A 14,332-nucleotide genomic window follows, 5' to 3' on the forward strand; every position below is an offset into this window, starting at 1 on the left:
TCAGTGGAGAGACTGACTATGACCAGCCGACAGCTCGACGTCTGCCTCATCGGTGCCGGGCCCCGCGGGCTCTCGCTCCTTGAACGGCTGTGTACGAACGCCGGGTCGGCGCCCCAGGAGGTGCCGATCACCGTGCACGTGGTCGATCCCTATCCCCCCGGGGCGGGGCAGGTGTGGCGCACCGACCAGTCCGAACACCTGCTGATGAACACCGTGGCGTCCCAGGTCACGATGTTCACCGATGAAAGCGTCGACGTCGAGGGCGTGCTCGCCCCGGGGCCGAGCCTGTACGAATGGGCACGCTTCCTCACCCTCATCGGGCCGATGGACGACCAGCAGTACGACGCGCAGGTCCTGGCCGAGGCGCGTGCTCTCGGAGCCGACTCCTATCCGTCCCGTGCCTTCTACGGCCACTACCTGGAATGGGTCTTCCAGCGCGTCACGAAGACGGCGCCGAGCCGGCTGACCACCGTCGTGCACCGCGCCCGCGCGGTGTCGATCGAGGAGGAGCCGGCCGACGGCGGGGGTCCGGGCGGCAGGCAGAGCGTGCTCCTGGACGACGGCACGCTCATCGACGGCCTGGACGCGGTCGTCCTCGCCCAGGGGCATCTGCCCGTACGACGGTCCCGCCGGCAGCGCGAGTTCGGCGGCTTCGCGCGGGCCAACGGTCTCGGCTACGTGGTGCCCGCCAACCCGGCGGACGTGGACCTGTCGCCGGTGCAGCCGGGTGAGACCGTCGCGCTGCTCGGGCTGGGCCTGAACTTCTTCGACTACATGGCGCTGTTGACGCTCGGCCGCGGCGGCCGTTTCGTCCGGCGCTCCGACCGGCTCGTCTATCTGCCCTCGGGCCGCGAACCACGCCTGGTGGCGGGCTCCCGCAGGGGGCTGCCCTTCCACTCCCGGGGGGAGAACCAGAAGGGCGCCCACGGCCGCCATACGCCGACCGTACTGACCGCCGAAGTGATCGGGGAGCTGCGGGAGCAGTCCCGGCGGCAGGACGGCATCGACTTCCACGCCACGCTGTGGCCGCTGGTCTCCAAGGAGGTCGAGACCGTCTACTACACGGCCCTGCTCACCGCCGAAGGACGGGCCGGCGACGCGCGACGGCTGCGGGTCCGCTACCTGGAGGCCGAGCCGGGCAGCCGCCAGGAGCAGGACGTGATCGCCGAGTTCGGCATCGTCCCGCGCGACCACTGGGACTGGGACAGCATCGCCCGTCCGTACGCGGACCGGGACTTCTCCTCGACGCAGGACTTCCAGGACTGGCTGCTCGGCCACCTGCACGAGGACCTTCGTGCGGCGCGCGACGGCAACGTGGACGGCCCGCTCAAGGCAGCCCTCGACGTCCTGCGCGATCTGCGCAACGAGCTCCGGCTGATCGTCGATCACGGCGGCCTCACGGGGAGTTCGCACCGGCGCCACCTGGACGGCTGGTACACGCCTCTCAACGCGTTCCTCTCGATCGGTCCGCCCGCCCGGCGGATCGAGGAGGCGATCGCCCTGATCGAGGCCGGGGTGCTGCGGGTGCTCGGCCCCGACGTCCGGTCGGGCACGGACGAGGAGGCCCGGGCGTTCACCATCGAGTCCGCCTCGGTGCCGGGCTCGCTGACCCGGGCCACCACCCTGATCGAGGCACGCCTGCCGGAGATCGACCTGCGGGTGACCGCCGATCCGCTGCTGATCCAGCTCCTCGCCTCCGGGCAGTGCCGTACCTACGAGGTCACCGACCCCGACGGTTCGGTGTACGAGACGGGCGGACTCGCCGTCACCGACGCACCGTTCCACCTGATCGACGCCGCAGGCCGTGCCCATCCGCGGCGCTTCGCCTTCGGTGTCCCCACCGAGTCCGTGCACTGGGCGACGGCCGCAGGCATCAGACCAGGGGTGAACTCGGTGACCCTTCAGGACTCGGACGCCATCGCGCACGCCGTACTCGGCCTGGACCGGGGCCTTCTGCCGGACACCGAGATGATGGGAGAGCTGACAAGGTGAGCACCACCACCCCGCCCCCTTCGCCCCTGCCGGACGTCCTGGACGCCGGGCTGCTCAGTCCGGTGCGGGCCGGCACGCCGGCGGAGGCCGCCACCTCCGACGGTGCCTGGCTGCAGGCGCTGCTCGACGCGGAAGCCGCGCTGGTACGTGCCCAGGCGAGCCTCGGCAACGTACCGGCCCAGGCCGCCGAGGCGATCACCGCGCTGGCCCGGGCCGACGCGCTGGATCTGCGTGAGATCGCCGTGCTCAGCCGGGGAGCGGCCAATCCGGTGGTGGCCCTGGTCCAGGCGTTCACCGCGCTGGTGGCCGACAGGGCCCCGGATGCCGCCGACTATGTGCACCGCGGCTCGACCAGTCAGGACATCTTCGACACCGCGCTGATGCTCGTGGCGGGCCGGACCCTGGACCTTCTGGTGGCGGATCTGGAGGGCATCGCGCAGAGCCTGGGCGCGCTGGCCGGGGAGCACGCGCGGACGCTCATGGCCGGCCGCACGCTCGCGCTGCACGCCGTGCCCACGACCTTCGGCCTGAAGGCGGCCGGCTGGCTGGCGGCGGTGTGCGAGGCGGCCGGCCGGCTGCGCAGGGTGAGAGCCGACGGCCTCTTCGTCCAACTGGGCGGCGCGGCAGGCACGCTGGCGGGCTATGTCGAGTACGAGAAGCTCCACCGGGCCGCGCAGCAGGAGACGGTGGCCGAAGGGTACGCGGCGCGGCTCACCGAGCGGTTCGCCGCGGAGACGGGTCTGTCCGCCCCCGTGCTGCCCTGGCACAGTCACCGGGCCCCGATCGCGGCCCTGGCTGCCGAACTCGCGCTGACCACCGGGGTGCTGGGGAAGATCGCGGTGGACGTGCAGTCGCTGGCCCGGACCGAGACCGCGGAGGTCGCGGAGCCCGCCGCGGCCGGCCGGGGGGTTTCCTCGGCGATGCCGCAGAAGCGGAACCCCGCACTGGCCACGCTGATCCGCTCGGCGGCCCTGCAGGTTCCCGCGTACGCCGGTGTGCTGACGCACGCGATGCTGTCCGAGGACGAGCGTTCGGCCGGTGCCTGGCACGCCGAGTGGCAGCCGTTGCGGGAGTGTCTGCGGCTGGCCGGAGGCGCCGCGCACACGGCACGCGAGCTGGTGGCCGGTCTGGAGGTGGCGCCCGCCCGCATGCGGGCGAATCTGGACCTGACCGGTGGCCTGATCGTCTCGGAGCGGCTGGCGGCCGTGCTGGCGCCCGTGCTCGGCAAGGCCGCCGCGAAGGAGGTCATGAGCCGGGCCTCGCGCGAGGCGGCGGCCTCGGGCCTGTCCCTCGCGGAGGTCCTCTCCAAGGAGGAGGCCATCGCCGGCCGGTTCGACGCGCAGGACCTTCGCCTGCTGCTCGACCCGGCCGGCTACACCGGCGCCGCCGAGGAGCTGACGGAGCAGGCGCTGCGGCGGTACGAGGGCCGGCTCCGCGGAGCCGGGGCATGACCCGCGGGGCGCCGTCCGCGGGCGCCGTGCTGAACGCGCTGTCCGGGCCGGCGCCCGGTCTCGCGGGCCGTGCGGTCTTCTCCCTCTTCTGCAATCCGGTCCGGCGCGGCAAGGTCCTGCCCCGTGAGCAGGCCGTTCACGAACAGGCCGGCACCGAGGAACTGGACGTCGGCGGGCAGCGCGTGCGGGTCTACCGCTGGGGCAACGGCGAACGCCCCGTTCTGATGCTCCACGGGTGGCAGTCCAGGGCCTCGCGGTACGCCGGCTTCGTGCCGCGGCTTCAGGAACTGGGCCTGACGCCCGTCTCCTTCGACGCTCCGGGGCACGGGGATTCGGGAGGCCGGGGCGCGACGATCCTCGAGTACCGCGAGATCATCCGCCGGCTCCAGGACGGATACGGCGCCTTCCACTCGGTGGTCGCCCATTCCCTCGGCGCCACCAGCGTGCTCCTCGCGCTGCGGAGCGGCACCGAGGCGGGCCGTCTGGTCACGGTCGCCGCGGTGAAGGACTTCGGCCACTTCCCGGACAAGTTCGCGGACATCCTGGGGCTCCGGCCGGGGTTGCGGCGGGACCTGCGCGACCGGATCGAGCACCAGCTGTTCGCGGAGGTGTCCCGCCCGTGGGAGCTCTTCGACGCCACCCGCAGGCCCGACGAGATCAAGGTGCCGATGCGGATCATCCACGACGAGGACGACGAGATGGTCCCGGTCGAGCAGGCGTACGCGCTCAAGGCGGCGTACGGCGACCGGGCGGACCTGGTCATCACGGCGGGGCTCGGGCACCGCAAGGTCCTCGGTGAAGCGGCGGTCATCGACTCCGCGATGGACTTCATCGCCCGTCCGGTGCCGGGGGAGTGACCGCCTCGGACCCACGCCCGCTGTCGTATCGGCCTTTTAAATGCACGCACGGTCGTTTAGTTTTACCTGTGGGTCCCATGCCGTGGATCCATTGACGAAGGGACCACGCATGACCACCGCTTCACCGCAGTCACCCGGGGCGGGCCGGGCTGACGTCGCGGCGTCAGCCGGGGAACAGGCGCCGCAGGGCTCACCGGAGGCATCCGCCGCCTCGAAGCTGGCGCTGTTCGTCGCGTCCGGGGCGACCTTCCTCGCGGTCCTCGACACCACGGTCGTGAACATCGCGTTCTCCGACCTGCGCGTCGACTTCCCCGACGCCTCGCTGTCCCAGCTGACCTGGGTCGTCACGTCGTACACGGTCGTGTTCGCCGCACTGCTCGCCGTCGCGGGCCGGGTCGCCGACGTCATCGGACGCAAGCGGCTCTTCCTCTGGTCCACGGTCCTGTTCACCCTCGCCTCCGTGCTGAGCGGTTTCGCCACCGGAGTGCCGATGCTGGTCGGCGCCCGTGCGCTGCAAGGTGTGGCGGCGGCCGGAATGATTCCCTCGGCGCTCGGTCTGGTGCTCCAGCACACACCCGCGGCCCGCCGCCAGGTCGCCGTCGGCGTCTGGGGAGCGGTCGGCAGCATGGCCGCGGCCGTGGGGCCGAGCCTCGGCGGTCTGCTGGTGGACGTGTGGGGCTGGCGCAGCGTCTTCCTGATCAACCTGCCGATCGGGCTGGCCATCGTGGCGATCTCGGCCCGGCTCGCGGGTGATGCGCCGAGCGGGCGCAGGCTGCCCGACCCGGTGGGCACCCTCGCGCTCGCCCTGGGGATCGGGGGCGTCGTCTTCGGTGTGACCCAGGGAACGGAGTGGGGCTGGGGCAGCGGACGGGTCCTCGCCCTGCTGGGCGGCGGCGCCGTACTGGTGCTGGTGGCCCTGCTGCTCTCCCGCCGGCATGTCGCGCCCGCCATCGAGTGGGACCTGTGGCGCAACCGCGCCTTCGCCGCCACCAACGTGTCGTCGCTGCTCTTCGGCGCGGCCATGTACTCCTATCTCCTCGGCTCGCTGCTCTTCCTCAACGCCGTATGGGGGTACTCGGAGCTGAAGGCCGGCCTGGCCGTCACGCCGGGAGCCTTCAGCGCCGCCGTCGGCGCCCTGGTGGTCGGGCGCCGGGTCGCACCCCGGGCCCAGTGGGCCGCGGTGGCGGTGGGCGCCGGGCTCTTCGGCATCTCCTGCGCCGCGATGTATCTGCTGCTCGGTACGGAGCGGCAGTACGCGGCGGTCTGGCTGCCCATCGGAGTCGTGGCCGGTGTCGGCATCGGCGCGGCCCTGACCGCCATCTCGAACGCGGCCACCGCCTCGCTGGAGCCGCAGCGCTTCGCCTCCGGTACCGGACTGCTCATGACGACCCGCCAGATCGGCGGCGCGCTCGGCATCGCGGCTCTCGCGGCCATCCTCGAACGCCACAACGTCCTCGACGACCAGGGCTATCTGCAGGTGTTCCTCGCGTGTGCCATCGGGTCCGTCGCGGCCGCGGTGGTCGCCCCGGTGATCCGGGCGAGGGGCCGGCGGGCCCCGTAGGGCACAGCGCCACGCAACCACGGCAGGGGAACCGCGGCGGTGGGCCCGAACAGGCCCACCGTCTGCCCCCTCCACCCCGCCCGACCCCCCTTCCCTTCCTGACGAGACGAACAGAGAGCGCAATGCCATCCAGCGACCTTTCCGGCCGTCCCGACCCTTCGGACCGTTCCGCAGCACGGGCCGAGAGCTCCCTGCTGGCCGAGCTCCAGCCCGTGGTGGAGAGCAATCTCCACCGCCACCTCGACGTCGCCAAGGAGTGGTTCCCGCACGAGTACATCCCGTGGGGCGAAGGCCGGGACTTCGAGGGTCCGCTCGGCGGTGAGGCATGGACCCAGGACGAGGCGAAGCTCCCGGAGGTGGCCCGTACCTCGCTCGTGGTCAACCTCCTGACCGAGGACAACCTGCCCGGATACCACTTCGCGGTGGCCGAGTTCGGCAAGGACGGGGCCTGGGGCAACTGGGTCAACCGCTGGACGGCCGAAGAGGCCAGGCACGGCATCGCCCTGCGCGACTACCTCCTCGCCACCAGGGCCGTCGACCCGAGGGCCCTGGAAAGGGCCCGGATGGCACACATGTCGGCGGGATACGACCGCCCCGACGGCTTCAGCGCCCTGCACGCGATCGCGTACGCCTCCTTCCAGGAGCTCGCCACCCGGATCTCGCACCGCAACACCGGCCATGTGAGCGCCGATCCGGTGTGCGACGCACTGCTCGCGCGAATCGCGGCGGACGAGAACCTGCACATGGTCTTCTACCGGAACCTGGTCGACGCCGCGTTCGAACTCGCTCCCGACAAGGCGATGGAAGCCGTGAGCGATGTCGTGACCGGGTTCGAGATGCCCGGCTCGACGATCAAGGACTTCGGGCGCAAGTCGGCGGAGATCGCCATCGCGGGCATCTACGACCTGCGGCTGCACCACGACAGCGTGGTGATGCCGATCCTGCGCAATCTGCGCGTGTTCGAGCGGGGCGGGCTCGGCCCGGCCGGCGACGCGGCGCGCGAGGACCTCGCCGCGTTCGTGGCCCGGCTGGACAGCCAGGCCACGTCCTTCACGGACCGGCGCGAAGGCATCCGTGCCGCACGGGCCAAGCGAGCGGCGGCCGTCGCTGCCTGACGGAGAAGATCCGGGACCGGTCGCGCCCGGAAGGTGTCGGCGTGCCCAGTGCGGCACCCGCTCAAGACCAGGGGGAAGTCATCAGTACCGAGAACGTGCGGCTGTCGCCGTATCAGCGTGACATCTGGCTTGCGGAGTCCCGTACCCCGGGCACACCGCAGTTCAACGGGGCCGTCTTCGAGAGGTTCACGGGCGCCGTCGACGGCGAGCTGCTGAGGGCGTGCTTCACCCGCGCCCTGGAGCGGCACGACGCCTTCCGGCTCAGATTCGACGAGTTCGACGGCGTTCCACGGCAGTGGATGGCCGACGCGCTGACCGACGACGCCGCGCCCGCGGTCGACCTGGTCGACCTCTCCGCCGAACCCGACCCGGCCGCGGCGTGCCGGGCCTGGCGCGAGGAGGCCATGGCCACCCCGTTCGAGCTGCGGCGCCGCAGGCTCTTCCGCGCGGTGCTGCTGCGGGAGAGCGCGGACGCGCTCCATCTGTTCCTGATGGGGCACCATCTGCTCGTCGACGGCCGGGGCGCGGAGATCCTGCACACCGAGGTGATGGAGGACTACGCCCGCCGGTCCCGCGGCCAGGCACCCCGCGACCGCGGCGCCGCCCCGTCGGTGCTCACCGCGGTCACCGGCCGGGACGCCTACTTCGGCTCCCGGGAGCAGGAGGACGACCGGGCCTTCCACCGCGCCGAACTCGCGGCGACGGAACCCCGCTTCTTCACCCGGCGCACCCAGGGCGGTGCGCCCGCCACCGGACTCCACACGTTCACCCTGCCGGGGGCGGTGGCCGACCGCATCAAGGAGAGCGGCAGCACCCCCTTCGCCTTCTTCGCCGCCGCGCTCGGCACCTGGCTCGCCCGGGTGCACCGCACCGAGCAGGCGGTGATCGGTGTGCCCCTGCTCAACCGGCGCAGCAGGACGGAGCTGACCGCGGTCGCGCAGTACGCCAACACGCTGCCCCTGCGCATCGAGGTCCCCGACGGTAAGCCCCTGGCCCGGATAGCCGCCGGCGTCCAGGAGGCGGTCGGCCTGCTGCAGCAGCACCAGCGGCTGCCGATCGGGGACGTCCTGCGGGAGCTGCCGGCCGACGGCTCCCGGGAACGCCGGCTCTTCGACGTCACGCTGACCTACATGACCCTGCGCAAGCCGCTGGACCTCGACGGCGTGGTACGCGGGGGAGCGGCGTTCACCGCGCCGCCGCACGACGACGAGGCACTGGTCGTCAGCGTCGTGGGCACCCGCGGCCGGTCGGAGCTCCAGGTCGAACTGCGGTACGCCATCGATGTGTTCGATGCCGACCTGCCCGTCTCCTCCTTCGTCGAGCACTTCACCTCGCTGATCGCCCATGGGCTCGACAAGCCCGAACGGCCGGCCGCTGAACTGCTGATGCTCAGCGAGCGCGAGCAGGACGAGATCCAGGGCCTCACCCGCGGCCCGCGCATCCCGTTCGCCGACGACACGACCCTGCACACCCTGTTCGAGGAGCAGGCCGCCCGGTATCCCGGCAGGGCCGCCGTGCACGGAGCGGACGGCGAGGACGCGCTCGGCTACGCCGAGCTCGACGCCCGGGCCAACCAGGTGGCCCGGTCCCTGCGCGCGCGGGGGGTACGCGTCGGCCACCGGGTCGCCGTACTGATGGAGCGCGGCCCCCGGATGCTCGCCGCCGTCCTCGGCATCCTCAAGTCGGGTGCCGCGTACGTCCCGGTGGACCCGGGACATCCCGCGCGGCGGATCGCCTTCATCCTGGAGGACAGCGCCGCCAGGGCCGTCGTGACGGACTCCGCGGACAGCGGGGTGCCGGTGCCCGGGGGCACCGAGGTCTGCCCGGTCGGCGAGCTGCTCCAAGGCCCGGCGGACGCGGTGCGGGCCGAGGCCGGAGCCCGCGATCTGGCCTACGTCATCTACACCTCGGGCTCGACAGGGCGCCCCAAGGGCGTGATGGTCGAGCACCGTTCGGTGGTGAACCGGCTGGCGTGGATGCAGCGCGCGTTCCCGCTCGGCGCGGACGACGTCCTGCTGCAGAAGACGCCCGTCTCGTTCGACGTATCGGTGTGGGAGCTGTTCTGGTGGGCCCTCGAAGGAGCCTCGGTGGCGCTGCTGCCGCCGGGCGGCGAGAAGGACCCGCGGCAGATCCTGCACACGGTCGAACGGCAGCGGGTCACCGTCGTGCACTTCGTGCCCTCGATGCTGGGACCTTTCCTCGACCTGCTGGAGGAGTCGGAAGGGCTGCGCGCCCGGGCCGGTTCGCTGCGCCATGTCTTCTGCAGCGGCGAGGCCCTGACCCCCGGCCACGTGGAGCAGTTCCACCGGGTCCTCGGCGGCGAGGGCGCACCCGTCCTGGTCAATCTGTACGGGCCCACCGAAGCCACCGTCGACGTCTCCGCGCAGGTCTGCCCCGCGCCGGACGGGCGCACCGTCCCGCGGGTCCCCATCGGGCGGCCCATCGACAACATCGAGCTGCACGTCCTGGACCGGAGCGGCGAGCCGCAGCCCGTGGGCGTGCCGGGTGAGCTGTGCGTCGGCGGCGTCGGCCTGGCCCGCGGATACCTCGGCCGGCCCGAGCTGACCCGGGAGAGGTTCGTCGACGCGCCCTTCGTCGACGGCGGCCGGATGTACCGCACCGGCGACCTCGCCCGCTGGCTGGGCGACGGCACCCTGGAGTACCTCGGCCGGATCGACGGGCAGGTGAAGATCCGCGGCAACCGCATCGAACCGGGCGAGGTCCAGGACGCCCTGTCCCGCATACCCGGCGTGCGGTACGCCGCCGTCACGGACCACACGGCCCCGGGGCGCGGCACGTTCCTGGTCGGCCACTACGTGTCCGAGCACGACCTGGAGACGGCGTTCCTGCGCGGTCGACTGGCCGAGGAACTCCCCGAGGTCATGATCCCGGGGCGGTTCAGGCGGATCGACGCGATCCCCCTGACCCCCAACGGGAAGCTGGACCGGCGCAGGCTCGTCGCCCCGGAAGCCGAGCCGGCCGGGGAGCCGGGCGCGGAGCCCCGCAACGGGACCGAGGCGGCGCTCGCCGCGGTCTGGGCCGATGTGCTCGGGGTGCGGCAGGTCGGGATCCACGACGACTACTACGCCCTCGGCGGCGACTCCCTGCTGATGCTCCGCATCCGCGCGCTGGCCGAGCGCCAGGGCATCCACTTCTCCCTGATCGACCTGGTGCGGAACCCGACGGTGGCCGCCCTCGCGGCGCACTCCACCGAGGAGTCCGGACCCGCGGCCGGCCTGGCCCCCTTCGCGCTCGTCCCGCACGTGGACCGGGCGCGCCTCGGGGACGCGGCCGACGCCTGGCCGCTGACCCGGCTGCAGCTGGGGCTCGTCTACCACAGCCGCCGGGACGAGCGCTCCGCCGTCTACCACGACGTCTTCCGGTACCGCCTCGCCATGGAGTGGGACGAGGCACGCTTCCAGGACGCCTTCGCGCGTCTGGTCGCCCGCCATCCCGCGCTGCGTTCCTCGTTCGACCTCGGCGGGCTCACCGAGCCGCTGCAGATCGTGCACACGAGCGCGCCGGGCGGCCTGGAGATCTCCGACCTGCGGGGGCGCGAGGACGCCGACGCCGAGGCGGAGATCCGCCGGCACATCGAGGAACGGCGCTTCCACCCGTACGTGTTCAACCGGCCGCTGCTCTACCTCTTCCGTGCCCATGTGCACGACGACGCCGTCGACCTGGTCCTCAGCTTCCACCATGCGCTGCTCGACGGAGGCAGCGTCGCGAACCTGCTGCGGGAACTCCTCCAGGACTACCTGCACACGCTCGGCGCCGACATCGCCCCGGTGCCCGACAGCGAACTGCCCACCCCGGCCCACCATGTGCGGGGCGAACGCGAGACGCAGGCGGACCCCGCAGCCCGCGCGCACTGGCAGCGGCGCCTGGCGGGAGCGGAGGTGCTCCGGCTCGACGGCTTCGCACCGTCCGAAGCACCGCGCGGCGCGGCGCAGGTGGTGCACCAGCTCGTGCTGCCCGACGGGCTGACCCGGCAGGCCCGCTCCCTGGCCAGGGAGCACGCACTGCCGCTGAAGTCCGTGCTGCTGGCCGCCCACTGCCTGACGCTGCGGCTGTTCTCCGGGCTCGACGACTTCACCACCGGCGTGATCACACACGGGCGTCCGGAGTACGCGGACGCCGAACGCATGGTGGGCCTCTTCCTCAACACCGTCCCGGTACGCCTCGGAGCCGACGGGGCCGGGGGCAGCCTGCTCGACGTGGTCCGGGAGCTCCACCGGCAGGAGTCGGAGGGCCAGGCCCATCAGCGCTACCCGCTGAGCGCCATGCAGGCGGACCACGGCGGAAGCCCGGTCCTGCACACCGCGTTCAACTACGTGCACTTCCATGTGCTCTCCGACGTGCTGCGTCTTCCCGACGTGCGCCTGGAGGAGTTCACGACGTGGGAGGAGACCGACTTCCAGCTCCTGGTCAACGCCTTCCTGCACCCGCAGGACGGCACGATCGGGCTGCGCATCGACGGCGACGGCCACACCATCACCCCGGCACAGGCCGAACTGTTCGGGGACACCTACACCGAGGTGCTGCGCAGCCTCGTCACCGGTCCCGGGGAGCCGCCCGGCCTCGCCTTCCCGGCCGGTACGCGGCAGAGCGCCACCCCCACCGCCGACGCGTTCACCGATGACGTCGTACGGCTCTTCGGCCGGCAGGCCGGCCGGAACCCCGACGCACCCGCCGTCACCACGGGCGACCGCACCTGGACCTACCGCGAACTGCGTGCGTCCGCCGAGCGGGTGGCCCACCGGCTGACCGCCCTGGGTGCCCGCCCCGGCGCCCGGATCGGCATCGCGATGGACCGCTCACCGGAGACCGTCGCCGCCATCCTCGGCACCGCCATGGCCGGCGCCGCCTGTGTGCCGCTGGACACCGCCTACCCCGAGGCGCGGATCGCCGCCATGGTCGAGCAGGCCGAGCCGTTCCGGATCATCGCCCGCACGGCGGACGCCGCACTCCTGCCGGACCCGGACCTGCTGCTGGCCGCGGAGTCGCTCTTCGGCCCGGAGCCGGCAGTCACGGCCGTTGGGCAGCCGGGGCCGCTGCCGGACACCATCGCCCCCGACAGCACCGCGTACATCCTGTTCACCTCGGGCTCCACGGGCCGGCCCAAGGGCGTGGTGATGCCCCACCGCTCCCTGGCCGCCCTGACCGGCTGGCAGATCCGGGCCGAGAGCGCGTCCGCCGGCCGGACCACCGTGCAGTACGCGCCGCTCAGCTTCGACGTCTCCTTCCAGGAGATCTACTCCACGCTCTGCGCGGGCGGCACACTGCGCCTGGTCACGGAGGAGGAACGGCGCGACATGCCGGCGCTGCTGCGCCTGCTCGACGACGCCGGCGTCGAAAGGATCTTCCTGCCGTACGTGGCGCTGCAGCAGCTCGCCGAGGCCTCCGGGGCCCTCGGCATCGTCCCGCGAGCGCTGCGTGTGATCGTGTCCTCCGGTGAGCAGCTGAGGGTCACCGACGAGATCCGGGCCTTCGTCGCCGCGCTGCCGGGAGCGATCCTGGAGAACCAGTACGGGCCCACCGAGTCGCATGTCGTGACCCGCCACACCATGACCGGGGACCCGGCCGGCTTTCCGGCACTCGTCCCGATCGGCACCCCCGTCCCCGGCGCCGGGGTACGGGTCCTCGACCCGCTGGGCCGCCCCGTCCCGACAGGTGTGAAGGGCGAGCTGTACCTGTCCGGACCGGCCCTCGCCGACGGCTATCTCGGGGCCTCCGCACTGACTGCCGAGCGGTTCGTGCGCATCGCCGGGCCCGACGGCGAGGTCACCGCCTACCGGACCGGAGACCTGGGCCGCGTCCTGCCCGGCGGAGTCCTCGCCTACGCGGGCCGGGCCGACACCCAGGTGAAGATCCGCGGCTACCGGGTCGAGCCCGCCGAGGCGGAGGTCGCTCTCATCGGCCTCGCGGCACGCCATCCGGCCCTCGACGTCCAGCAGGCCGCGGTGGTCGCCCGGAGCGGTGCGGACGGACGCACCGGACTGGTGGCCTTCCTGGCCGGCGACGCCGAGCGGACCGACCTGAACGTCCTGCGCACCGAACTGCGCGCCTTGCTGCCCGAGTTCATGGTCCCGCAGCACTTCGAGTGGCTGGACGTGCTGCCGCTGACCCCGAGCGGCAAGCGTGACGACAAGGCGCTGCGGGCCCGGCCGCTGACCCGGCCGGCCGCCGGGGACGGCGACGAACCCCGGGACGCGTACGAACGAACCCTGGTGGAGATGCTCGGTGAACTCCTCGGCCTCGAACGGATCGGTGTCCATGACGACATCTTCACGCTGGGCGCCACCTCCCTCACCACGATGCGGCTCGTCGTGCTGATCGAGCAGCGGTACGGGGTCCCGGTCCCGATATCCGCCTTCATCACGGCGCCGACGGTGGCCGCCGTGGCGGCACTGCTGCGCAAGGGCGGCGCCACGCCCGGCTTCGACCCGCTCGTGCCGATCCGCCGGGCCGGCAGCAGACCGCCGGTCTTCCTGGTCCACCCCATGGGCGGCAACGTGCTCTGCTACGTGCCCTTCGCCCGCCATCTTCCGGACGACCAGCCGCTGTACGCCTTCCAGGCGCCCGGTGGCGACCCGGGCACCGAGCCCCTGCGCACGATGCGGGCCATCGCGGCGCACTATGTCGCCGCCATGCGCCGGGTCCAGCCCGAGGGCCCGTACGTCATCGGCGGCTGGTCCTTCGGCGGCTTCGTGGCCTTCGAGATGGCGCGGCAGCTGCGGGCCGCCGGACAGGAGGTCGGCAGGGTGATCCTCCTGGACACCGTGGCCCTGGGACCGGCGGACCAGCACAGGGCGTTCACCGACGAGGCGCTGCTCGGCTGGTTCTTCTGGGAACTCCTGCTGCTGGGCCGTGGCGGCGACTCACCCCTGGAGGCCATTCCCGCCGAACTCACGACCCTTGAGGAGAAGTTCGACTTCATCGCCTCAGTCGCCGCCGACGAGGGCGTCCTGCCCGCCGACAGCAAGGGCTCGCTCGTCGGGCGCCTCTTCGGGGTGTACGAGGCCAACTGGCGCGCGACCCAGCACTACCGGCCCGGACCGGTGGCGGACGACGTCACCCTGATCCGGGCCGTCGAGCCGCTGCCGCAGGTCCTGCACGCGATGCACGGCGCGGGCAGTACGCAGCACAAGGACCCCGCCAACGGGTGGCACACCATGACCACCGGCCGGGTCGAGGTCATTCAGGTGCCGGGCGACCACCTCTCCCTCATGGAAGAGCCGCACGTGGCGGAAGTCGCCCGCATCGTAGGCGAGTTGGCGCGGGCCGAAGGTGGCGGCGATCCGCACCCCGCGGGCCCGGCGCCCGCTCCCCGTACCGCAGAGAAGGGACACTGAC

At 72.6% G+C, this 14,332-nt stretch carries 6 protein-coding genes; all 6 read left to right on the top strand.

Annotated elements, in window-relative coordinates; genetic code table 11:
- Window positions 1-18 precede the first annotated feature (18 nt).
- The 6 genes from OG959_RS22470 to OG959_RS22495 all read left to right on the top strand — a co-directional run bounded on the left by OG959_RS22470 (window position 19) and on the right by OG959_RS22495 (window position 14,331).
- Window positions 19-1,992 carry an FAD/NAD(P)-binding protein gene (locus OG959_RS22470; protein ID WP_326661080.1) on the top strand — a complete coding sequence of 658 codons (1,974 nt, stop codon included), beginning with the start codon at window positions 19-21 and terminating at the stop codon, window positions 1,990-1,992.
- Complete coding sequence (locus OG959_RS22475; RefSeq protein WP_326661082.1) at window positions 1,989-3,443, top strand: class-II fumarase/aspartase family protein; 1,455 nt, start codon at window positions 1,989-1,991, stop codon at window positions 3,441-3,443. The genes OG959_RS22470 and OG959_RS22475 overlap by 4 nt, the downstream gene beginning before the upstream one ends.
- The gene (locus OG959_RS22480) at window positions 3,440-4,300 is read left to right on the top strand and encodes an alpha/beta fold hydrolase (protein WP_326661085.1); all 861 of its coding nucleotides are present in this window, start codon (window positions 3,440-3,442) and stop codon (window positions 4,298-4,300) included. Before OG959_RS22475 ends, OG959_RS22480 begins: the two co-directional genes overlap by 4 nt.
- Window positions 4,301-4,409: 109 nt before the next feature.
- Window positions 4,410-5,861, top strand: a complete 1,452-nt coding sequence (locus tag OG959_RS22485) for a DHA2 family efflux MFS transporter permease subunit (protein ID WP_326661086.1) — start codon at window positions 4,410-4,412, stop codon at window positions 5,859-5,861.
- 122 nt (window positions 5,862-5,983) lie between these two features.
- A complete protein-coding gene (locus OG959_RS22490) occupies window positions 5,984-6,976 on the top strand; it encodes an acyl-ACP desaturase (protein WP_326661087.1) in 993 nt (330 codons plus the stop codon).
- Window positions 6,977-7,017: 41 nt separating this feature from the next.
- On the top strand, window positions 7,018-14,331 hold the full coding sequence (locus tag OG959_RS22495) for a non-ribosomal peptide synthetase (protein WP_326661089.1): 7,314 nt from the start codon (window positions 7,018-7,020) through the stop codon (window positions 14,329-14,331).
- Window position 14,332: the final 1 nt, after the last annotated feature.

This window comes from Streptomyces sp. NBC_00385 (assembly GCF_035917155.1).
GTDB classification, from domain to species: domain Bacteria; phylum Actinomycetota; class Actinomycetes; order Streptomycetales; family Streptomycetaceae; genus Streptomyces; species Streptomyces poriferorum.

Bases quoted from the DNA above. Each gene is read 5' to 3' on its own strand.
- OG959_RS22470 (WP_326661080.1), top strand. From the start codon at position 19: ATGACCAGCCGACAGCTCGACGTCTGCCTCATCGGTGCCGGGCCCCGC.
- OG959_RS22480 (WP_326661085.1), top strand. From the start codon at position 3,440: ATGACCCGCGGGGCGCCGTCCGCGGGCGCCGTGCTGAACGCGCTGTCC.
- OG959_RS22485 (WP_326661086.1), top strand. From the start codon at position 4,410: ATGACCACCGCTTCACCGCAGTCACCCGGGGCGGGCCGGGCTGACGTC.
- OG959_RS22490 (WP_326661087.1), top strand. From the start codon at position 5,984: ATGCCATCCAGCGACCTTTCCGGCCGTCCCGACCCTTCGGACCGTTCC.